Annotated in this window: 18 protein-coding genes and 3 tRNA genes; 18 read left to right on the forward strand and 3 right to left on the reverse strand. The window is 64.5% G+C overall.

Annotated features, from left to right (window positions below; all coding sequences use genetic code 11):
• Nucleotides 1-24 precede the first annotated feature (24 nt).
• The 14 genes from CD932_RS21665 (at nucleotide 25) to CD932_RS21730 (ending at nucleotide 14,231) form a co-directional block, all read left to right on the forward strand.
• Entirely contained in the window at nucleotides 25-1,308 is a 1,284-nt protein-coding gene (locus CD932_RS21665; RefSeq protein WP_094444860.1) for a CaiB/BaiF CoA-transferase family protein, read from the forward strand.
• 96 nt (nucleotides 1,309-1,404) lie between these two features.
• Entirely contained in the window at nucleotides 1,405-2,760 is a 1,356-nt protein-coding gene (locus CD932_RS21670; RefSeq protein ID WP_254926706.1) for an MFS transporter, read from the forward strand.
• Nucleotides 2,760-3,221, forward strand: a complete 462-nt coding sequence (locus CD932_RS21675; protein WP_094444861.1) for a cache domain-containing protein — start codon at nucleotides 2,760-2,762, stop codon at nucleotides 3,219-3,221. The genes CD932_RS21670 and CD932_RS21675 overlap by 1 nt, the downstream gene beginning before the upstream one ends.
• A gap of 21 nt (nucleotides 3,222-3,242) precedes the next feature.
• Complete coding sequence (locus CD932_RS21680) at nucleotides 3,243-4,073, forward strand: enoyl-CoA hydratase-related protein (RefSeq protein WP_094444862.1); 831 nt, start codon at nucleotides 3,243-3,245, stop codon at nucleotides 4,071-4,073.
• 193 nt (nucleotides 4,074-4,266) lie between these two features.
• Nucleotides 4,267-5,853, forward strand: coding sequence for a diguanylate cyclase (locus tag CD932_RS21685; RefSeq protein WP_094445314.1), 1,587 nt, complete (start codon nucleotides 4,267-4,269; stop codon nucleotides 5,851-5,853).
• 14 nt (nucleotides 5,854-5,867) lie between these two features.
• Nucleotides 5,868-6,377, forward strand: coding sequence for a hypothetical protein (locus CD932_RS21690; RefSeq protein WP_141213334.1), 510 nt, complete (start codon nucleotides 5,868-5,870; stop codon nucleotides 6,375-6,377).
• 33 nt (nucleotides 6,378-6,410) lie between these two features.
• Nucleotides 6,411-6,800: a hypothetical protein gene (locus CD932_RS21695; RefSeq protein ID WP_094444864.1), complete on the forward strand. Its 390-nt coding sequence runs from the start codon at nucleotides 6,411-6,413 to the stop codon at nucleotides 6,798-6,800.
• 88 nt (nucleotides 6,801-6,888) lie between these two features.
• Complete coding sequence (locus CD932_RS21700) at nucleotides 6,889-7,203, forward strand: hypothetical protein (protein ID WP_094444865.1); 315 nt, start codon at nucleotides 6,889-6,891, stop codon at nucleotides 7,201-7,203.
• A gap of 1 nt (nucleotide 7,204) precedes the next feature.
• Nucleotides 7,205-8,572, forward strand: a complete 1,368-nt coding sequence (locus CD932_RS21705; protein ID WP_094444866.1) for a TolC family protein — start codon at nucleotides 7,205-7,207, stop codon at nucleotides 8,570-8,572.
• A 2-nt stretch (nucleotides 8,573-8,574) separates the two neighbouring features.
• Entirely contained in the window at nucleotides 8,575-9,954 is a 1,380-nt protein-coding gene (locus CD932_RS21710; protein WP_094444867.1) for a multicopper oxidase family protein, read from the forward strand.
• A 166-nt stretch (nucleotides 9,955-10,120) separates the two neighbouring features.
• Nucleotides 10,121-11,770 carry a methyl-accepting chemotaxis protein gene (locus CD932_RS29690; protein ID WP_094445315.1) on the forward strand — a complete coding sequence of 550 codons (1,650 nt, stop codon included), beginning with the start codon at nucleotides 10,121-10,123 and terminating at the stop codon, nucleotides 11,768-11,770.
• A gap of 74 nt (nucleotides 11,771-11,844) precedes the next feature.
• Nucleotides 11,845-12,366 carry a hypothetical protein gene (locus tag CD932_RS21720; protein ID WP_094444868.1) on the forward strand — a complete coding sequence of 174 codons (522 nt, stop codon included), beginning with the start codon at nucleotides 11,845-11,847 and terminating at the stop codon, nucleotides 12,364-12,366.
• Between the two features lie 19 nt (nucleotides 12,367-12,385).
• A complete protein-coding gene (locus tag CD932_RS21725) occupies nucleotides 12,386-13,684 on the forward strand; it encodes an NAD(P)/FAD-dependent oxidoreductase (protein ID WP_254926707.1) in 1,299 nt (432 codons plus the stop codon).
• Between the two features lie 28 nt (nucleotides 13,685-13,712).
• A complete protein-coding gene (locus tag CD932_RS21730; protein ID WP_141213335.1) occupies nucleotides 13,713-14,231 on the forward strand; it encodes a DUF6265 family protein in 519 nt (172 codons plus the stop codon).
• A gap of 6 nt (nucleotides 14,232-14,237) precedes the next feature.
• Here the strand turns inward: CD932_RS21730 and CD932_RS21735 are convergent, their stop codons facing one another.
• Complete coding sequence (locus CD932_RS21735) at nucleotides 14,238-14,948, reverse strand: sensor histidine kinase (protein WP_094444871.1); 711 nt, start codon at nucleotides 14,946-14,948, stop codon at nucleotides 14,238-14,240.
• A gap of 295 nt (nucleotides 14,949-15,243) precedes the next feature.
• Between CD932_RS21735 and CD932_RS21740 the strand changes: the two genes are divergently transcribed.
• Nucleotides 15,244-15,645 carry a hypothetical protein gene (locus CD932_RS21740; RefSeq protein ID WP_094444872.1) on the forward strand — a complete coding sequence of 134 codons (402 nt, stop codon included), beginning with the start codon at nucleotides 15,244-15,246 and terminating at the stop codon, nucleotides 15,643-15,645.
• Nucleotides 15,646-15,723: 78 nt separating this feature from the next.
• Here CD932_RS21740 and CD932_RS21745 read toward each other — a convergent pair whose 3' ends face one another.
• Nucleotides 15,724-16,701: a diguanylate cyclase gene (locus CD932_RS21745; protein WP_094444873.1), complete on the reverse strand. Its 978-nt coding sequence runs from the start codon at nucleotides 16,699-16,701 to the stop codon at nucleotides 15,724-15,726.
• Nucleotides 16,702-16,959: 258 nt separating this feature from the next.
• On the reverse strand, nucleotides 16,960-19,527 hold the full coding sequence (locus tag CD932_RS21750; protein WP_094444874.1) for an ATP-binding protein: 2,568 nt from the start codon (nucleotides 19,525-19,527) through the stop codon (nucleotides 16,960-16,962).
• A 535-nt stretch (nucleotides 19,528-20,062) separates the two neighbouring features.
• Between CD932_RS21750 and CD932_RS21755 the strand changes: the two genes are divergently transcribed.
• The 3 genes from CD932_RS21755 to CD932_RS21765 all read left to right on the forward strand — a co-directional run bounded on the left by CD932_RS21755 (nucleotide 20,063) and on the right by CD932_RS21765 (nucleotide 20,446).
• Nucleotides 20,063-20,139: transfer RNA gene (locus tag CD932_RS21755), tRNA-Arg, on the forward strand.
• Between the two features lie 77 nt (nucleotides 20,140-20,216).
• Nucleotides 20,217-20,293 (forward strand) — tRNA-Arg (locus CD932_RS21760).
• A 76-nt stretch (nucleotides 20,294-20,369) separates the two neighbouring features.
• Nucleotides 20,370-20,446, forward strand: a tRNA-Arg gene (locus CD932_RS21765).
• The last annotated feature ends 23 nt before the right edge of the window (nucleotides 20,447-20,469 follow it).

Genomic DNA, 20,469 nt, shown 5'->3' on the forward strand with positions numbered 1-20,469 from the left:
TCGGATGAACAAGCGGAGCGGCGCATGAGCGGCGCACTGTCGCACCTGAAGGTGCTGGACCTGTCGCGCGTGCTGGCCGGGCCGCTGGCCGGCCAGATCCTGGCCGACCTGGGCGCCGAGGTGATCAAGGTCGAGCGCCTCGGCGTGGGCGACGACACGCGCGCCTGGGGCCCGCCTTATCTGCCTGGCGCCGACGGCCAGCCGACGGCCGAGGCGACCTACTTTGCCACCGCCAACCGCAACAAGAAATCGGTGGCGATCGACCTTGCGCATCCGGAAGGGCAGGCGCTGGTGCGCGCGCTGGCCGCCGAATGCGATGTGCTGATCGAAAATTTCAAGGTGGACGGCTTGCAGCGTTATGGCCTCGACCATGCCACGTTGAGCAAGATCAACCCGCGCCTCGTGTATTGCTCGATTACCGGCTTCGGCCAGGACGGCCCCTACGCGGCGCGCGCCGGCTACGACTTCCTGATGCAGGGACTGGGCGGCCTGATGAGCATTACCGGCCACGGCGGCGACCAGCCGGGGGGCGGGCCGATGAAGGTGGGCGTGGCGCTGACCGATGTGATGACGGGGCTGTACGCCGTGATCGGCGTGCTGGCGGCACTGTCGGCGCGCGCCGTATCGGGCAGCGGCCAGCATATCGACCTGGCCTTGCTCGACGTGCAGGTGGCCGGCCTGGCCAACCAGGCCATGAATTACCTGAGCACCGGCATGGTGCCGCAACGCATGGGCAATGCCCATCCGAGCATCGTGCCCTACCAGGATTTCGCCACCGCCGATGGTTTCATGATCATCGCGGTGGGCAATGATGGCCAGTTCGCGCGCCTGTGCCAGGCGCTGGGCCAGCCGGACTGGGCCGAGGATGCGCGCTTTTGCAGCAATGTGGCGCGGGTGGCCAACCGCGTCGAACTGATTGCCCTGCTGCAGGAGCAGACCCGGCGCCATGGCACCGCGCACTGGGTCGCGCTGTTCGAACGCTCCGGCGTGCCTTGCGGGCCGATCAACGATGTGCGCCAGGTGTTCGAGGACCCGCAAGTGGTCGCGCGCGGCATGCGGGTGAACATGGCCCATCCGGTGGCGGGCCAGGTGGCGCTGGTGGCCAACCCGATCCGCTTGTCGGCCACGCCCGTGAGCTACCGCCATGCGCCGCCGCTGCTGGGCCAGCACACGCGGGCGGTGCTGCGCGAGTTGCTGCAACTCGATGAGGCGCGCATCGATGCGCTGTGCGCCGCCGGCGCCATCGCCTGCCTGCAGGATGGGGACGCAGACGCAGACGCAGACGTGGAGGTGGCGGTACATTCTTAAAGCTGGGCAAGTCAAATAATACCAATACAGGAGACAAACTTGAACATGCCAGACCATCAGCGGGCGGCCCCGGGCACGCCTGCGACGGGAGCAATCGTGCTCTCGGATATCATTAACCGCGGCCGACTGGGCGCCTACCAAGTCCGCATACTGCTGCTGTGCGCACTGGCCGTCGTGTTCGACGGCTTCGACGTGCAAGCCATGGGCTTCGTCGCGCCCGCCATCCGGCAGGACTGGCACGTGGGGCCGGCCGTGTTCGGACCGATCTTTTCGGCCAGCCTGATCGGCATGGTGATCGGCTCGCTGATGCTGAGCGCGGTGGCCGACCGCTACGGCCGGCGCCCGGTGCTGATCGGCGCCGTCATCATGTCCGGCGCGGTAACTCTCGCCACCTCGTATGCGCAGTCGGTCGAAGCGCTGCTGGCGCTGCGTTTCATTACCGGCATCGGCCTCGGCGCCATCTTGCCCAATGCGCTGGCGCTGACCAGCGAATACAGTCCCGGCCGGCACAAGACCTTTCTGGTGATGATGATGGCCTGCTGCCTGTCGATCGGCGCGGCCGTCGGCGGCGCCACGGCGGCCCTGCTGATACCGGACTTGGGCTGGCGCGCGGTGTTCTTGGTCGGCGGCATCGGCCCCATCGTGGTGGGCGTGCTGATGCTGTTCATGTTGCCCGAGTCGCTGGACGTGCTGCTGCGGCGCCAGGGCGCGGCGCAGCGTGCGACCGTGCTCGGCATCCTGCGCCGCATTGCGCCGCAGGTGGCGCTGGCCGACGATGCACATCTCGTCTACGGCGAAGCGCGTCCAGCCGGCGCGCCGATCGGCCAGCTGTTCAGCGATGGGCGGCGCGCCACCACTTTGCTGCTGTGGCTGATGCATTTCGCCAATCTGGCGATCCTGTACTTCCTGGCCAACTGGCTGCCGACCCTGGTCAAGGATGCTGGCTTGCCGCTGCGCACGTCCGTGATCGCCGGCACCATCCTGCAGATCGCCAGCGTGTTCGGCGCCGTGTGCCTGGCGCGCCTGATCACCCGCTATGGCTATTTCCGCGTGCTGCCGGCCAGCTACCTGGCCGGTGCGCTGGCGATCGCCCTGATCGGCCAGGTGGCGACCTCGCCGCCGGCGCTGTTCGCGGTGGTGTTCGTGGTCGGCTTTTGCGCCATTGGCGGCCTGAACGGCATCAATGCGCTGGCGGTGGCCTCGTATCCCGTGTCCTTGCGCACCACCGGCATCGGCTGGGCGCTGGGCGTGGGCCGCTTCGGCTCCATCCTGGCACCGGTGCTGGGCGGCATCTTGCTGGCCAATCACTGGAGCATCTCGTCCCTGTTCCTGGTGGCGGCCGTGCCCGCCCTGGTGCTGGCCGGTGCGCTGCTGGTGATGCGCCGCCGCGCGCGCCAGGCCGAACAGGCCGAGGCCGGCACCGGGGCGGCGTGGCGGCGGAGGGACGCCTGATGCGCGCCCTGACACGGGCCGCGGCGCTGTTGCTGACCTTGCTGGCCCTGCTGGGTGGCGGCATGGCGCACGGCGCCGGGCGCGGCAGCGCCGCCGAGGCGCAGGCGATGGTCGGCAAGGCGGTGCTGTACCTGCAACAGCACGGCCGGCAGCAGGCGCTGGCCGAATTCAACCGGCCGCAAGGGCAGTTCCGCGACCGCGACCTGTACCTGGTGGTGTTCGACCTGCAGGGCAATGGCCTGGCACACCTGAATCCGCGCCTGGTCGGCAGGGCCACCGGCGATATCCGCGATGCCGATGGCAAGGCGATCTTTCAGGCGCAGCGCGCGCTGGCGCTTGACAAGGGGCGCGGCTGGGTCGACTACAAGTGGCCCAATCCGCAAAGCGGCAAGATCGAACAGAAATCGACCTGGCTGGAAAAGGCGGGCGACCTGATCATCATGTGCGGCATTTATCAATAACCATCATCGAAGGCGATCAATATGCACCAATCAAATACCCTTTCCTTGCCGCAGTTGCATGATGCGCTGCTGCAACTGGACGGCCGCGTGGCCACCCTGACCCTGAACCGCGACGACGTGCGCAACGAGCTGACCGGCACCCGGCTGGTCGACGACATCGAGGCCGTGGCGCGCTGGGTCAATGCCAACGAGGCCGTCTCGGCGCTGATCATCACGGGCGCCGGCAAGGCCTTCTCGGCTGGCGGCAATGTCAAGCATATGCTGGGCCGCGAAGGCACCTTTGGCGGCGACGTGTACGCGGTGCAAAAGCAGTACCGCGAAGGCATACAGCGCATCCCGCTGGCCATGCACCGGCTCGACGTGCCGGTCATCGCCGCCATCAACGGCGCGGCCATCGGTGCCGGTTTCGACCTGGCCTGCATGTGCGATATCCGCCTGGCCGCCGGCGACGCGGTCATGGGCGAGACCTTTGTCAACATGGGCATCATTCCCGGCGACGGCGGCGCCTGGTTCCTGCAGCGCCTGATCGGCTACCAGCGCGCGGCCGAGCTCACGTTCAGCGGCCGCGTGTTCGGCGCGGCCGAAGCGCAAGCGATGGGCATCGTGCTCGAGGTCGTCGATGGCGCAGCGCTGCTGGCGCGCGCGCAGGCGCTGGCCGCCGGTTTTGCCGCCAAGCCGCCCCAGGCGCTGCGCATGAGCAAGCGTCTGATGAAGTCGGCGCAGCGCCAGGAACTGGCCGACTTCCTCGATCAGTGCGCGGTGCTGCAGGGCGTGTGCCATAACACGGCCGACCACCTGGAAGCGGTCGGCGCCTTTCTCGACAAGCGCGCGCCGCGCTACACCGGCCGCTGACGCCGTGCCGCCGGGTTCGCGGCGGCGCACTTTTATCATGGAAAGCAAGCAATGCAGATTACGCATGCAGCCCAAATAAGGCCGTTGCTGGCGCATGGCTGCGGCGCGGTGCCTGGCGCAATAAACGGTTGCCATCGTCGGTTGTTGCCCTAAAGATATGTATAATGCGTGCTTTTCTGGCGCCGTCCTGCTCATGCCGCATCATCCCAAGCTGTCCTCTCGCATCAACTTGCGCCGTTTGATCGTGCTGGTGGCGTTTGCCAGCGCCATCCTTGCGCTGGCCAATACCTTTTATGCCAGCTATCGCGTGCAGCGCCAGTTGCTCATCGACAGCACCCTCGAAGCGAACCAGGCGTATGCGCACAAGCTGGCCGGCAGCACCGAGGATTTCCTGCAGGCGACGCGCCAGCAGCTGGCCTACAGCGCCGGCCTGCTGGCGCGCCGCTTTGGCGACGTGGCCGGCTTGACGGCCGAGGCCGGGCGCTTGCGTGCACAGACCAACAGTTTCAACTCGGTTCTTGTGGTCAACGCCAAGGGCATGGTGCTGGCGGCCTCGCCGGAAACCCTGGCGGTGCAAAATACGCAGCTGGCGTCGAGCGGCGCGCTGCAGGCGCTGCGCGAACGGCGGCCCCTGATCAGCCAGCCCTATCTGTCCTCGGCGGGCATCCTGGTGATCCTTATCTCTCATCCGATCTTTGCCCCTGACGGTAGCTACCTCGGTTATGTGGGCGGCTCGATTTACCTGAAGCAACAAAATATCCTGTCCAGCCTGCTGGGCCAGCATTACTACCGCGATGGCTCCTATTTATATGTGGTCGACCAGCGGCGGCGCCTGCTGTATCACCCCGATCCCGGCCGCCTGGGCGCCACCGCTGGCGCCAATGTGGTGATCGACGCCATCGTGCGCGGCGAAAGCGGCGCCGGCCCCAGCGTCAATACCCTGGGGGTCGACATGCTGGCCGGCTATGCCGTGCTGCCGTCGACGGGCTGGGGCATCGTGGCGCAGCGCCCGACCTTGGCCACGCTGGCGCCGTTGAACCAGCTGATGCGCGATACCCTGTGGCACAGCCTGCCGATCGCCTTGCTCAGCCTGCCATTGATCTGGTGGCTGGCACGGCTGATTTCGCGGCCGCTGGTGCAGTTGGCCGAGGGTGCCAGCCGCATGGATACCCCCGGCATGACCGAGCGCATCGGCAGCATTGGCGTGTGGTACCTGGAAGCGGCACAGATCAAGCGCGCCTTGTTGCTTGGCATGTCCTTGTTGCAGAAAAAAATAGGCAAGCTCAACAGCGACGTGCAGACCGATCCGCTGACGGGCCTGGCCAACCGGCGCGGCTTGTCGGCCGCACTGGAAGCTTGGCAGGCCCACGCGCGGCCGTTTTCCGTGATCGCCATCGATATCGACCACTTCAAGCAGGTCAACGACCGCCATGGCCATGCCGTGGGCGACGCCGTGATCCTGCGCCTGGCGCAGTTGATGCGCGCCGGTTCGCGCGACGCCGACGTGCTGTGCCGCAATGGCGGCGATGAATTCATCATGCTGCTGCCCGACGCCAGCCTGGACGTGGCGCTGCAGGTGGCCGAACGGCTGCGCGCCAGGGTTGCCGAAGCGCACATCCCTGGCGCCGGCACGGTGACCGTGTCGCTGGGTGTGGTATCGTCGAGCGAGCAGGACGGCGATAGCGCCTCGATCCTGCTGGGCGCCGACGCGGCCTTGTATGTGGCCAAGGAAAGAGGGCGCAACTGCGTTGGCGTCAAGGAACAACTGGCCCACCATTGATGAAAGAGGAAACCATGCAGCTTGCGCCAGCGATCGGCTGCGATGTGGCGGGGCGGCGCCTGGATCTGCGCTATCTTGGGTGCCGCGAGCTCGGCTATGGCCATCACAGCGCCTTGCCATTGCATCCCTTCGCGTTGCGCCTGCCTGCCAGCATGCTCGACAGCCTGGTCGGTGCAGAGTGCGATGCATTCGTGCAAACCTGCCGCGATGACGATGCCTTGCTGGGCGAGTGCGACTTGCCGGCGCTGCGTGACGCCGGCTATCCCAATCTTGCCGCCATGTTGCGGCGCCACCGGCCGCTGCTGGCCGAACTGCTGGTCGACTACCTGTACCGCGAGCTGCTGGAGGAAATCGCGCGCCGCTGTGGCGCCGAACCGTACCGCCCGCGCCGCAACGCTGATGGACGCGCTTACTTTACCGTCAACGCCCTGCAGGCGGTGCGTTATGTCGATGATGAGGTGCTGTTGGAAGGGCAAGGTTATTTCGGCGTTTATATTATCTGGCTGGAACAGATAAATGCTTGACCTTGCTGGCATGGGAAGGCTTATAGTGCTGCCATGAACCGCGTCTTTTACCGTTACTTGCTGCGCTCGCTGCTCTGGCTGCTGGTCGCCGCGCTGCCCTTGCAGGGTTTCGCTGCGGCCATGCGCAGCTGCTGCCTGCAGCAGGCCACTGCGGTGGCGGTGATGGAAAAGGCAGAAGCGCCGCATTGCCACGCCATGGCCGCGACGCAGGAGCATGGCGGCAAGTCCGTCGACACCGGCCATGGCCACGATTGCGACAATCATGGCGCATGCACCGCGGCCGCCACGGCGCCGCCACCGGTGCCTGCGCTGCATCCCTTGAGCCTCGGTGCGCAGGCGCCGCCGGCCGCATTGCCGCTGCTGTTTGCCGGCCATATCCCGGCCGGGCTTGAGCGTCCTCCCAGGCTTGCCCGCTTCGCCTGACCGTCGCTGAACCTGGCGTCCATTTCCTTTGCGCCAGCGTTTGTTTGCGTGCCTGCAAGGCACGACCGTCCTGTTATCGAGATACCCCATGAAGCTATTGTTCAGCCTTGCCCTGACTGCTTTCCTGCCGCTGGCCGCCCATGCCGAGCCCGCGCCGCAAGACGCGCAAGCAAGCGTGCCGTCCGTCGTTTACCGTTCCGCCTTTGACACCTATCGGCCCGCCGTGGAGGACGAGGCCACGCCCGATGAAACCTGGCGCGCCGTCAACCGCAAGGTGGGCGACGCCGGCGGCCATAGGGGCCAGATGATGAAAGACCATAAAATGCCAATGAAAATGCCGATAGCCAAGCCTTCCGCGCCCGAGGCCAAGGCTGAGCTGCATCATGAACACCAGGGGCACTGAGATGGCGAACTTCCACAGCTATTTACGACTCCTGACGCCGCTGACTGCCGCCTTGCTGCTGGCCGGTTGCGCCAGCTTCAGCCCCGATGGCGGCATGGGCGAGGTTGCCGCGCTGGCCGACGCCCGTACCGGCGTGCCAAACGCCTTGTCCGCTGGCGATGGCGAAGACCGTCTTGCACCGTTGCTGGCCCAGTCTATGACCGCCGACAGCGCCGTGCGCATCGCGCTGATGAACAATCCGGGCATGAAGGCCGCGTTGGCCGCGTTGGGCGCCTCGGAAGCCGACCTGGTGCAGTCCGGCCGCCTGCGCAATCCCGGCCTGTCGTTTGGCCGCTCGCATGGCAGCGAGGGCAATGAAATCGACCGCAGCGTCAGCTTTGACCTGGCCGGTTTGCTGACGATGCCGATGCGCGTCAATATCGAGCGCGGCCGCTTCGAGCGGGCCAAGCTGCAGGCCGCCAGCCAGGCCGTGCAACTGGCCAGCGACACGCGCCGCGCGTACTTCACGGCAGTGGCCGCAGTGCAGCGCGAGCAGTTCATGCAGCGCGCGCTGGTGTCGGCCGAGGCCGGCGCCCAGCTGGCCACGCGCTTGCGGCAGGCGGGCAACTGGAGCCGGCTCGACCAGGCGCGCCAGCAAGTCTTTTACGCCGATGCCGTCAGCGATCTGGCGCGCGCGCGGCACCAGGCCCTGGCCACGCGCGAACGCCTGACGCGCTTGCTCGGTCTGTGGGGCCGGCAGGCCGCGTTCAGCCTGCCCGAGCGCTTGCCCGACTTGCCGGCCAAGGCCGAGGAGCCCGGCAATGTCGAGGCGCAGGCGATGGCGCAGCGGCTCGACGTGCGGATGAGCAAACTCGATGCGCAAGCGACTGCCAGCGCGCTGGGCCTGTCAACGGTGACGCGCTTCGTCAATGTGCTCGAGGTGGGCTACACCAACAAGAGCACCAGCGCGGCGCCGCGCGAAAACGGCTATGAAGTGTCGCTGGAACTGCCGCTGTTCGACTGGGGCACGGCGCGCCAGGCGCGCGCGCAGGCCGTCTACGAGCAGGCGCTGCAGCGCACGGCCGCCACGGCCATCAACGCCCGCTCGCAAGTGCGCGAGGCCTATTCCAGCTACCGCACGGCCTACGACCTGGCGCGCCACTACCGCGATGAAGTCGTGCCGTTGCGCAAGACGATTTCGCAGGAAGTGCTGCTGCGCTATAACGGCATGCTGGCCAGCGTGTTCGAACTGCTGTCGGACGCACGCGAGCAGGTCGCCAGCGTGCAGGGCGCGATCGACACCCAGCGCGACTTCTGGATTGCGCAAACCGAATTGCAATCGGCCATTGATGGCAATGGCAACGGCGCCGCAACTGAGATCAAGGAATAATGATGATTACGCGTAGAAATTTTTTCATGAACGCGGGCGCCGTCGCCCTGAGCGCGGCCGCCGTCAGCCGGGTCGGCGCGGCGTCCTTGCCGGAAGCGGCCAGCATGGCCGGCGCGCAAACGAAGGCGCCGCCGCCGCCGCCCAATGGCCGGCCGTTCAACCCGGTGGTAACGCTCAATGGCTGGTCCTTGCCCTGGCGCATGAACAACAATGTCAAGGAATTCCATCTGGTGGCCGAGCCCGTCGTGCGCGAACTGGCGCCCGGCATGTTGGCCAACTTGTGGGGCTACAACGGCCAGTCGCCGGGCCCGACCATCGAAGTGGTGGAGGGCGACCGCGTGCGCATCTTTGTCACCAACAAGCTGCCCGAACACACCAGCGTGCACTGGCATGGACAGCGCTTGCCGAACGGCATGGATGGCGTGACGGGGCTGACCCAGCCCGGGATTGCTCCCGGTAAAACCTTTGTCTATGAATTTGTCGCCAAACGCCCCGGCACCTTCATGTATCACCCGCATGCCGATGAGATGACGCAGATGGCGATGGGCATGATGGGCTTCTGGGTCACGCATCCGAAAGACCCGAATTTCATGAAGGTGGACCGCGATTTCGTGTTTTTTCTGAGCAATTACGATATCGATCCCGGCAGCTATACGCCGAGAATCATGACCATGACCGACTTCAATCTGTTCACCTTCAACAGCCGCGTGTTTCCCGGCATCGACCCGATGGTGGTACGCCAGGGCGACAAGGTGCGCGTGCGCGTGGGCAACCTGACGATGACGAATCACCCGATCCACATGCACGGCCATGAGTTCGAAGTGACGGGCACCGATGGCGGCTGGACCCGGCCGGAATCGCGCTGGCCCGAAGTGACGACCGATGTCGCCGTCGGCCAGATGCGCGCGGTGGAATTTACCGCCACCGAGCTGGGCGACTGGGCCTTTCATTGCCATAAATCGCACCATACGATGAACGCCATGGGCCACGACGTGCCGACCATGATCGGGGTCGACCACCAGGGCGTGGCGGCGAAGATCAATCAACTGGTGCCCGGTTACATGGTGATGGGCGAGCGCGGCATGGCCGATATGGGCGAAATGCAGATGCCGATACCCGACAACACCTTGCCGATGATGGCCGGCGACGGCCCGTTTGGCGCCATCGGCATGGGCGGCATGTTTACCACCGTCAAGGTGCGCAAGGATCAAGCAGCGGGCGACTACCGCGATCCGGGCTGGTACCGGCATCCGCAAGGCAGCCTGGCCTACGAATGGACGGGCGCCTTGCCGGAACCGGCGCGGGGGCAGGGCGCCGGCAAGCCGGCGGCGGCCGCCGTGGAAATGAGCGTGAGAAAACCCACTGGTCACGCCGGACACTGATTTTCTTCAGTGAATATTGCTTGCCTGGTTGGCACAACAGCAATCTGATTGTGTTGCGCCGCATCAAGAAATTATCGCGGGGTGACAATGCGAGCATATGTTTGGCAAATTTTTCTTTATATTCAATGCCTTAAGGCGCAGGCCGCAATGCTGGACGGGAGAAAACATGTTGAATCAAATGAAAGTGGGAACGCGGCTGCTGGCGGCGTTCTTTTGCGTTGCCTTGCTGGGCGCCATCGTGGCCGGCATCGGCATTTACAACATGGGCAAGATCGATAACATGGCCGGCCAGATGTACCACAATGAATTGCTGGGACTGTCGCATATCAAGGAAGCCAATATTGCCCTGATCAAGGCGGGCCGCGCGCGCAGCAATTTTTTGCTGGCGAGCACCGATGAAGACCGCGCCGCACGCCGCGCCATGATCGCCAAATTCCTCGCCGCCAACAAGGACAGCCTGGCCAGGGCGCAGCCGCTGTTTGTCTCGCCGCAGGCCAAGCAACTGTTTGCCCGCTTTGCCGTGGTCGAGGCCGATTATGCCCGCGGCATGGCGCAGGTGCTGACGATGGCGGCGGCCGGGCCGCTGGCGCAGCGCAGCGCGGAACTGAGCGACCTGCTCAATACAACGCGCGCCCATGCCGATGAACTCGACAGCTTGCTCGAACAACTGTCGCAGCTGAAGGAATTACGGGCCAGGGAAGCGGCCGAGCAGGCTTCCAGCGTGTACCAGACCAGCCGCAGCTTCATGATCGCGCTGGTGCTGGGCAGCGTGGCGGCAGGCCTGTCGCTGGGCGTGCTGATCACGCGCAGCCTGACGCGCCAGCTTGGCGGCGAACCGGCCTATGCGGCGCGGATTGCCGGCGCGATTGCCGCAGGCGATCTGACGGTGGCCATCCACACCCGCAACGGCGACAGCGGCAGCTTGCTGTTCGCCATGCAAACCATGCGCGACAAGCTGGTCGGCATCGTCAGCCAGGTGCGTGCCGGCACCGAAACCATCGCCACCGCGTCGAGCGAAATCGCGCAGGGCAACCTGGACCTGTCCTCGCGCACGGAGGAGCAGGCCAGTTCGCTGGAAGAAACCGCCTCGTCGATGGAAGAGCTCACCTCGACCGTGCGCCAGAATGCGGACAATGCGCGCCAGGCCAACACCCTGGCCGGCGCCGCCTCGGACGTGGCCGGCAAGGGCGGTGCCGTGGTGGGCCAGGTGGTGCGGACCATGGAATCGATCAATGCGTCCTCGCGCAAGATCGTCGACATCATCAGCGTCATCGACGGCATTGCCTTCCAGACCAATATCCTGGCCCTGAACGCCGCCGTGGAAGCGGCGCGCGCCGGCGAGGAAGGGCGCGGCTTTGCCGTGGTGGCGGCCGAGGTGCGCAACCTGGCGCAACGCTCCGCCAGCGCGGCGCGCGAAATCAAGACCCTGATCGGCGACTCGGTCGAGCAGGTGGAAGTGGGTGCCAGGCTGGTGCATGACGCCGGCCTGACGATGGATGAGGTGGTCTGCAGCGTGCGCCGGGTGGCCGACATCATGCAGGAAATCACCGCCGCCAGCAGCGAGCAGAGCGCCGGCATCGAGCAGGTCAACATGGCCATCGTGCAGATGGACCAGGTGACCCAGCAGAACGCGGCGCTGGTGGAGCAGGCCGCCGCCGCCGCTGCATCAATGCAGGACCAGGCCACCACCCTGAGCGAGATCGTCAGCGTATTTCGCCTGAACGGCACGGCGCCCGGCGCCGGGCGCGCCAGCAATGTCATGCCGTTGCGCCGTCCTCCCGCCGCCAGGCCGCAGCCCCTGCGCCGCATTGCCTGAGCTTATGTGTCCTTGCGAACATACGTGCATTTAGGCAAAGAATACACTGGGGACCTTCCATAAGGAGTGTCCCCATGAAAAACTTCGTTCTTGCCGCCAGCCTGCTGGTCGCCGCCGCCAGCGCGGCCACCGCCACTGCCGCCGTCACGGTCAGCATCGGCCAGCCCGGCTTTTACGGTCGTATCGACGTGGGCAACTATCCCGCACCAGAACTGATCTACGCCCAGCCGGTGATCGTCGAGCGCCCGCAGTATTATTCGGCGCGCCCGATCTACCTGCGGGTGCCGCCCGGCCACGCGAAGAACTGGTCCAAACACTGCCGCCAGTATAATGCCTGTAATCAGGAAGTGTATTTTGTCCAGGATGGCTGGTATAACAAGCAATATGCACCGCGTTACCGCCAGGAGCATGCGCGCCCGCCGGCTCACCGTCCACCGCCGCCACATGGACGTCCAGGCCCTGAGCGCCATGACGATCGCCGCGACGACCATCGTGACGACGGTCCCGGCAAAGGCCATGGCCATGACAATGGTCGCGGCAACGGCAACGGCAACGGCAACGGCAACGGCAATGGCAACAACGGACACAGGAATTAAATCATCACAAGGAGGAGCTTTGCACAGCAAAATCGTGATCGTCGGTGGCGGGGCAGGCGGGCTGGAACTCGCTTGCAAACTCAGCCGCAAGCTCGGCGCCGGCCAGGTGACCCTGGTCGACAGCCGCCTCTATCATATCTGGAAGCCCTCGCTGCATGAAGTGGCGGCAGGCACGCTCGATATCCACCAGGAAGGTTTGTCCTACCAGATGCTGGCGCACGACAATGGCTTTTGCTATGTGTACGGCCCCTTGATCGCCCTCGATGCGGCGGCGAACAGCCTGACGGTGGGCGCGATCGCCACCGACAAGGGCGAGCAATTGCTGCCCGAGCGGCAGGTTCGCTATGACCAGCTGGTGCTGGCCGTCGGCAGTACCTCGAATTACTTTGGCGTACCGGGCGCGCAGGAAAACACGATTTCCCTCAATGCCACCGAAGACGCCGAGCGCTTCCGCCTGACCTTGTTAAAGCTGCTGGCGATGGCCGAGCAGCGCCGTGGCGACGCCGGCCACCCCGGCGTCGATATCGTCATCATCGGTGGCGGCGCCACCGGCGTCGAGCTGGCGGCCGAACTGCGCGAAGCGAGCGATGTATACGCGGCCTATGGCTTCCAGAACCTGAATGCCATCAAGGACGTGCGCATCACCCTGCTCGAAGGCGCACCCCGCATCCTCGCGCCCCTGCCCGAGCGCGTCGCGCGCGCCGCCAGCAAATTGCTGCTGCAGCATGGAATTACCGTGGTCGCCGATACGCGCGTTACCTCGATCGCGGCCGACAAGGTCAATGTCGCCACCGGCACCGGCTACGCGTTTGACATCTGCGTGTGGGCCGCCGGCATCCGCGCGCCTGAATTGCTCGCCACCCTGGGCCTGCCGACCAATCGCGCCGGCCAGCTCGAAGTGACGGGCATGCTCAATGTGCAGGGTCACGCGCATATCTATGCGCTCGGCGACTGCGCCGCCTGCATGGGCGCAAACGGCAAGCTGGTGCCGCCGCGCGCCCAGGCCGCCCACCAGCAGGCCGATTACCTGCTGAAGACATTTTTGCTGCAAGCGAAGGGCAAGCCGGCGCAAACCAGGCCGTATGCATATCGCGATTACGGTTCGCTGGTCTCGTTCGGCCGCACCACTTCGGTCGGCACGCTGATGGGGTCGCTCAAGGGCCTGAGCTGGTTCGTCGAAGGCTTTGTCGCGCGCATGATGTATGTCAGCCTGCACCTGATGCACCACAATGCGGTGCTGGGCAGCGTGCGCACGGCCGTGATGGCCATGGGCCGCTTCCTGATCAAGCGCAGCACGCCGCAGGTCAAGCTGCATTGAACGCGCACGCCGGCGCACGGGAGACGAGATGAAACGTTCTTTGGCTATCTTGATTGCACTGTCCATGTGCTGGGGCGTGGCCAGGGCGGCAGAGACAGTGCCGCCGCCGGAAACCGTCCACAAGTTCTCCTGGCTGACCGGCTGCTGGCAGGTCGATGACTTTGAACCTGGTTCCGGCGAACAATGGAGCACGGCGGCGGGCGGCACCATGCTGGGCGCCAGCCGCACCGTCAAGGGCGGCAAGACCAGCGCCTTTGAATTCGTGCAGATCCGGCTGACGGCGCCGGGCCAGTTGGCCTATATCGTGCAGCCTGGCGGCGGGGCGCCGGTCGAATTCAATCTGCTGCGCCAGGACAAGCCGAATGAATTCATCTTCGCCAACCTGGATAATGATTTCCCCAGCCGCATCATTTACCGCCACGAGAATGATCGCAAGATACACGCCAGCATCGTCGGCACCTTGAAAGGGAAGTTGACCACCATTGACTTCCCCATGACGCGCACGCGCTGCGATGCGCAGGCCGGCGAACGTTCCAGGTACGCTTGAGCAGGACTACAGCGTTGCGCCGCGCGGCAGCACCACCGTCAGGGCGGTGCCGCCTTGCGGATGGGCTGACAGCGCCAGGGTGCCGCCCATGTAATTCACGCGTTCGCGCACGCTGCGCAAGCCGTGCTTGTGCAGGTCGACCGGCAGGCTGGCCGGCAAGCCGACGCCGTTATCCCTGACCGTCATCATCAGCGCCTCGTCATTGTCGTCGACGATGATGTCCACTTCCGTGGCCCGGGCATGGGCGGCGATATTGGCCAGCGCTTCTTCGAGGGTGCGCAGCAGGGCCACGCCTGCATTGCGCGGACACACCAGTTCATCTTCGGGCAGGCTGCAGCGCACGGTGATTTTGTGCTGTTCGGCAAATTGCGCCGCCAACTCACCGAGCGCGACATTGACGCCCAGGAATTCCAGTTTGTCATTCCACAGCTTGATCTGCATCTGGCGGTTCGTTTCGATCACATTCAACAGCAATTGCTTCATGGTGGCCGCGCGATCGAGCAGCACGGCTTCCTGCGGCATTTTTTGCGTCAGCAGCGACAAATGCATGGTCAGCGCCGTCAGGGAGGAGCCCAGGCTGTCATGCAACTGGCGCGACAGGGCGCGCCGTTGATTGTCCCAGCTGGAATTGATGTGTCCCAGCAATTCGCTGAGATCGGCGGCACGCGCCGCATCGGGGTGGGCCGCTTGCTTGCTCTGATCTGTGTGTGCGGACATGGCGCCCCATGAGTGTTAAAAGATTACGACCGGAATGACGGGATCATACATGAGGATCTCATTGCAGGGCGCATGGCAGGAAAATTTCTATCTTTCCGACAACTGTGATGGCTTGCGGTTAACAGCATGCCGCGCGGCATCCCTTGTACTGTGCGCCGTGCGTACGCTTGCGCACATACCAAGCCGGCGGCGCCTGCCATAGTAAGACGGTGCGCAAGCCATGCAGCAGATGCGGCAACTGCCGCTATTGCGGCTCGGGCGCAGGACCGGCCCCCACCAAACGAAAGGACATGCCATGAATATCGATACCATTGTTGATCAAGAACACTGTGCCAAAAGCTTCCGCGACATCGTCAACGCGCCGATCAGCGCCTTGCGTGGCGTCAGCGCCAAGGATGCCAAGGCCCTGACCGAGGCTTTCGGCGTGACGACGGTGCGTGAGCTGGCCAATCTCAATTTCGTCAAATGGGCCAGCGCGCTGGCCATCCTGGCCGACGAAGAAGGCATGACGGTCGAAGAAAAAGCCAAGGAAGAGCTGCTCGACGACGCCGTCGAAATGACCTTCCCGGCCAGCGACCCGATTTCCGTCGACGCCGGCATCACGCGCATCGAAGTGGCGCCTGAAAAGGTCAATGCGCACAGCGACCACCAGCATGCTGGCAAGCATGAGGAAACGGCCGGCAAGAAGGCCAGGTAAGCGGCGATGGCGCAATAAAAAAACCGGGATGCCGCTTGCTGTGCGGCATCCCGGTTTTTTCATGTGCAGCCAATGGGTTCAGGCGATCGAGGTGACGCCGTGCTTGCTCACCAGCGTCGCGGCCATGTCGTGCGGCGCGCAGCAATAGCGGTTCTTGCCGGAGCGCTTCGCTTCGTACAGCGCCGTGTCGGCAGCGCTCAGCAGCGCGTCGACGGTGGTGGCGTCGTCCGGATAGATGCTGATGCCGATGCTGGTTGACAGGCGCAAGGTCAGGTCGTTGATGAAATACGGCTCGGAAATGACTTCGATCAGCTTGGCGGCCGGTTCGTGCGCGTCGCCCTTGCCGGCCAGGTTGCCCAGCACGATGACGAACTCATCGCCGCCGATGCGCGCCACGGTGTCTTCCTTGCGCGAGGCGTTGACCAGGCGCGCAGCCACCAGTTTCAGGATCTCGTCGCCATACGCGTGGCCGTAGCTGTCGTTGATGGTCTTGAAACCATCGAGATCGAGGTACAGGATGGCCGACTTGCCGCGCACGCGCGCCGAATGCTGCAAGGTGTGTTCGATGCGGTCCTCCAGCAGGCGGCGGTTGGGCAGGCCGGTCAAGGGGTCGTGCAGCGCCAGTTCCTGCTGCTGCTTGCTGTAATGGGCCAGTTCCTTGTACAGCAGGCGCACTTCGAGCATGTTGTGGATGCGTTTGTGCACTTCCATCAGGTCGAAGGGTTTGCTGATGAAGTCGCGCGCGCCCGCTTCCAGGGCGGCGATCTTGAAACTCGGCTGCGCCGTCAGCGCCAGTACCGGCAGGTAGCCGCCCTGTTCGATTTCCTTCAGGCCCTTCATGACCTGGAAACCATTGAGTTCCGGCATCTGCAGGTCGAGCAGGATCAGGTCATAGCAGTGTTCGCGGTGCAGCGGACACACCTGTGCCGGGCGCAGGGTGGCGGTGACGTTGCTGTAGCCGGCGTCGCGCAGGATTTCAAGCATCAGGTCGACATTGTCGGGGGAGTCATCGACGACCAAAATCTTGGCTTTCAAAATCTCATCTTGGCTAGGCATGGGTGTTCCCGGTGAATTCTGTAAGGTCATCGCATGCATCGTCCGCAGCGACCGAGGCCAGCAGACGAACGCGACGATGGTAACCGCTCGCATCAAGACAGGGCGCACGACAGCGCAACGGGCCGGTTCAGCCTTGCCCGGCAAGCGGGCGCGCCTCTGCTTGTGGATAGCGGTGCTGGTACACCTCAGTGTAGCAAACCGCTTTGAAGTTGCTTGTAGGACAGTGCCGCGTCTGGAAGTAGGAAGTCGAAACCATATTCATGCATTTTTAATCTGCATTATTTGTTTCTTTTCATCACTCTCTGCGCCTTGTTTTTCTGCCTTTTCCGCCATGGTGCTGGTGCTCGGCGTGAGCAGCCGCGCCACTGCCGCCAGCAGCGCGGCCGGATCGAGTGGCTTGACCAGATAGCCCTGGAAGCCGCTGTCGAGCGCACGCTGGCGATCCTCGGGGCGGGCAAACGCCGTCAGGGCCAGTGCGGGCAGGTCGCCGCCCTGGTCAATGCCGCGTGCGCGCAGGCGTGCCAGCAAATCGAAGCCATCGACCTCGGGCATGCCGATGTCGCTTACCAGCACGTCGGGCCGGGCGCTGTCGAGCACGCGCAAGGCTTCCACCGCGCTGGCGGCGCTGGCCACGTCGGCATGGGCGTCGCGCAGGATGCGTTCGGCCAGTTCGCGCGCATCGGCCTCGTCGTCGACCACCAGCACCCTGACGCCGGCCAGGTCGCACGCTTCGATATCGGTATCGGCCGGGCGCCGGCCTGGTGCGAGGCTGTCGGCCGGCAGGCGCACGGTAAACGTGGCGCCCTGCATGTCGCCGGGGCTGCTGGCCGTGACGGTGCCGCCGTGCTGCTTCACCAGGTGCTTGACGATGGCCAGGCCCAGGCCCAGGCCGCCATGCTTGCGGGTGGTCGAGGCGTCCGCCTGGCGGAAGCGGTCGAAGACATGGGGCAGGAAGTCGGCGCGGATGCCCACGCCGTTGTCGGCGATGGTCAGCACCAGGCGCGTACCCTCGCGCGCCACGCCGAGATCGACCTGGCCGCCCTGCGGCGTAAACTTGAGCGCATTCGACAGCAGGTTCCAGATCACCTGCTGCATGCGGCCGGGGTCGCCCGTCATGGTGCCGGCGTTGGCGGCGATCTGCGTCTGCAAGGTGATGTGCTTGGCATCCAAGGCCGGACGCAAGCTGTCGATGGCCGAGGCGATTACGGTGGCCGGCACGATGGTCTGCATTTCCAGCATGACCTTGTCGGAGGTGATGCGGCTCATGTCGAGCAGGTCTTCGATCAAATGGGCCTGGGCACGGGCATTGCGCTCAATGCTGTTCAGGCCGCGGTGCAGGTCGGCCTGGTCGCGCGTGCCGCGCCGCAGCACCTGCGCCCAGCCCAGGATGGCCGACAGCGGCGTGCGCAATTCGTGCGACAGGGTGGTGAGGAATTCGTCTTTCAGCTGGTTTGTGCGTTCGGCCTCGGCGCGCGCCTCGCGTTCGCTCTCGAGCAGCACCTTGCGCTCTTCGGCGGCGCGCCGCGCCTCCACATACAGACGGGTGTTGTCGAGCGCGACGGCGGCCTGGGCGGCGATGGCCGCCACGATGCGTTCGCTGCGCTGGCTGAACATGCCCGGCTGCGCATGGCCGAGCAGCAGCCGGCCCAGCAACTGGCCCGAACGCGAGCGTACGGGCAGGCTCAGGCAGCTACGCAGCAGCGGCGCGCCGTCATCGCCGTCCTCCTTGCTGGCGTCGGGCGCGGTCTGCAAATCGTTGTGGCGCATGGCCGGGCCCACGCGCAGGTCCGAGGCGATCGCCGCAGCCTGGCGCGCCGTCACGCCGCTGACGGCTTGCGCCACCTTCAGCAAGGGTTCATCGCCCGCGACATCGGCCTCGTGTTCGGCGTCATAATAAAAGGCGCCGAAGCGCGCGCCGCTGATGCGGGTGGCGGCATTGACCGTCTCCTGCAACAAGGAGGGCAGGTCGAGCGTGCTGGCCAGGGTCGTGCCTGTGCTGTTGAGCAATTCAAGCACCCGCGTTTCATCGCGCAGCGCCTCTTCCACGTGCTTGACTTCATCGACGTCGGTGCTGGTGCCGAACCAGCGCAGCAGCTGCCCGCCGCGGTGCACGGGATTGGCGCGCGTGAGGAACCAGCGGTACTGGCCGTCGCTGCCGCGGATGGGAAATTCCATTTCGAACGGCGTGCCGTCGTGCAGGGCGGCTTTCCAGCCGGCCAGCATTTGCGGCAGATACCGTGGATCGTAAGCGATGTCCCAGCCTTTGCCGGCCATCTCCCCGGGCGTGGTGCCCGTGTAGTCGTGCCAGCGCTGGTTGTACCAGGCCATGGTGCCGTCGAAATTGGCGATCCAGGCCAGTTGCGGGATGGAATCGGCCAGCGCGCGCAAGTCTTCCTCGCTCTGGCGCAAGCTGTCTTCGGCGGCCTTGCGCTGGCTGATATCGTGGATATGGGTCGTGAGGCCGTCGGCGCTGGCAAAGATACGTACTTCCAGCCAGCGCTCCAGCGGCGCGTACAGCAACTCGAAACTGCAGCTTTGCCGCAGCGCCATGGCGCGCCGGTATTGTATTTCCAGCTCGGTGCCCAGCATGTCGGGACAGGCCAGCCACAGGTTGCTGCCGGCCAGGGCGCCGCCGCTGCCATTGCTGTGCCGGGGCGCCAGCATCTCGGCGCCACGCGCATTGATATAGCGGATATTCCAGTTGGCATCGAGCACGCTGAAGCCATCGGTAATGCCTTCGAGCACGGTCGCGATGCCGGAGTCCGACAGGCTCAGTGGTGCTGCGGGAGGAGGGGGCGGGTTTTGCTTGCGGTCATGCTTAACCATCGGACATCCTGCGTGCCAGGCCGCCACGTTGAGCGCCTTGCCTTGCCTTGCCGGCCAGGCGATGCGGGCTGCCGTCGTTGAGTTCAAATAAATCGGTCATGATGGAACGCCGCCATGGAATAGTGCAGTGCCAGTTGCGCGCCGCATCCTGATATCTGGCGCAAGCACGCCTGACAGTCATTGTAGCCCCAAGATCCGATTCCGCCCCACACGCTTGCTCTTGTCATATTTTCAAGGCTGTGGGCAGACCGTCAAGCCCTCTGGCGGCAAGATTTTCCGGGCCGCCGCCGCCGGCGCCGCAGATAGCACTGGACAGGGCGCGATGCAGTCCCTATAATCCCGCTTCTTTCGAGGCAGCAACTTCTCGAAGCACCGGCAGCCTTCCGTGACAGCGGAATACTGCGGTGCGAAGGCGTCAACTTTTCAGGTGAGAAAAGAGGCGGGACTTGCAGTGCGGTACTTTGCAAAACCCGGCTAAGCGATTGAAAAATCGAACTTTTCAAAGCGAAACGAATACGCTATAATGTTTGCCTGCGCGGCTGTAGCTCAGCTGGATAGAGTACTTGGCTACGAACCAAGGGGTCGTGGGTTCAATTCCTGCCAGCCGCACCAGAATTTCAAAAATCAGATCTTGTCTGGTTTTGCAGTAAAAAAGTTTCAAGCTTCGTGTGTGAAGTGCAATCAGTTTTGCGGCTGTAGCTCAGCTGGATAGAGTACTTGGCTACGAACCAAGGGGTCGTGGGTTCAATTCCTGCCAGCCGCACCAGTATTATTTCAAGCTTGATTCGTCAGGTTTTGATTGAAGGTTGTGACTTCATGCAGTATGGTGAAGAGTAAGTTTTGCGGCTGTAGCTCAGCTGGATAGAGTACTTGGCTACGAACCAAGGGGTCGTGGGTTCAATTCCTGCCAGCCGCACCAGAATATCGGGGATCAGATTGTAT

It is taken from the genome of Janthinobacterium sp. PC23-8 (genome assembly GCF_002250505.1).
Taxonomy (GTDB): domain Bacteria; phylum Pseudomonadota; class Gammaproteobacteria; order Burkholderiales; family Burkholderiaceae_D; genus Janthinobacterium.

What these genes read in the sequence shown, in the direction of transcription:
- CD932_RS21720 (WP_094444868.1), top strand. Translation starts at nt 11,845, where the DNA reads ATGAAAAACTTCGTTCTTGCCGCCAGCCTGCTGGTCGCCGCCGCCAGC.
- CD932_RS21665 (WP_094444860.1), top strand. Translation starts at nt 25, where the DNA reads ATGAGCGGCGCACTGTCGCACCTGAAGGTGCTGGACCTGTCGCGCGTG.
- CD932_RS21695 (WP_094444864.1), top strand. Translation starts at nt 6,411, where the DNA reads ATGAACCGCGTCTTTTACCGTTACTTGCTGCGCTCGCTGCTCTGGCTG.
- CD932_RS21705 (WP_094444866.1), top strand. Translation starts at nt 7,205, where the DNA reads ATGGCGAACTTCCACAGCTATTTACGACTCCTGACGCCGCTGACTGCC.
- CD932_RS21710 (WP_094444867.1), top strand. Translation starts at nt 8,575, where the DNA reads ATGATTACGCGTAGAAATTTTTTCATGAACGCGGGCGCCGTCGCCCTG.
- CD932_RS21700 (WP_094444865.1), top strand. Translation starts at nt 6,889, where the DNA reads ATGAAGCTATTGTTCAGCCTTGCCCTGACTGCTTTCCTGCCGCTGGCC.
- CD932_RS21740 (WP_094444872.1), top strand. Translation starts at nt 15,244, where the DNA reads ATGAATATCGATACCATTGTTGATCAAGAACACTGTGCCAAAAGCTTC.
- CD932_RS21745 (WP_094444873.1), bottom strand. Translation starts at nt 16,701, where the DNA reads ATGCCTAGCCAAGATGAGATTTTGAAAGCCAAGATTTTGGTCGTCGAT.
- CD932_RS21685 (WP_094445314.1), top strand. Translation starts at nt 4,267, where the DNA reads ATGCCGCATCATCCCAAGCTGTCCTCTCGCATCAACTTGCGCCGTTTG.
- CD932_RS29690 (WP_094445315.1), top strand. Translation starts at nt 10,121, where the DNA reads ATGTTGAATCAAATGAAAGTGGGAACGCGGCTGCTGGCGGCGTTCTTT.
- CD932_RS21750 (WP_094444874.1), bottom strand. Translation starts at nt 19,527, where the DNA reads ATGGTTAAGCATGACCGCAAGCAAAACCCGCCCCCTCCTCCCGCAGCA.
- CD932_RS21680 (WP_094444862.1), top strand. Translation starts at nt 3,243, where the DNA reads ATGCACCAATCAAATACCCTTTCCTTGCCGCAGTTGCATGATGCGCTG.
- CD932_RS21730 (WP_141213335.1), top strand. Translation starts at nt 13,713, where the DNA reads ATGAAACGTTCTTTGGCTATCTTGATTGCACTGTCCATGTGCTGGGGC.
- CD932_RS21735 (WP_094444871.1), bottom strand. Translation starts at nt 14,948, where the DNA reads ATGTCCGCACACACAGATCAGAGCAAGCAAGCGGCCCACCCCGATGCG.
- CD932_RS21690 (WP_141213334.1), top strand. Translation starts at nt 5,868, where the DNA reads ATGCAGCTTGCGCCAGCGATCGGCTGCGATGTGGCGGGGCGGCGCCTG.
- CD932_RS21675 (WP_094444861.1), top strand. Translation starts at nt 2,760, where the DNA reads ATGCGCGCCCTGACACGGGCCGCGGCGCTGTTGCTGACCTTGCTGGCC.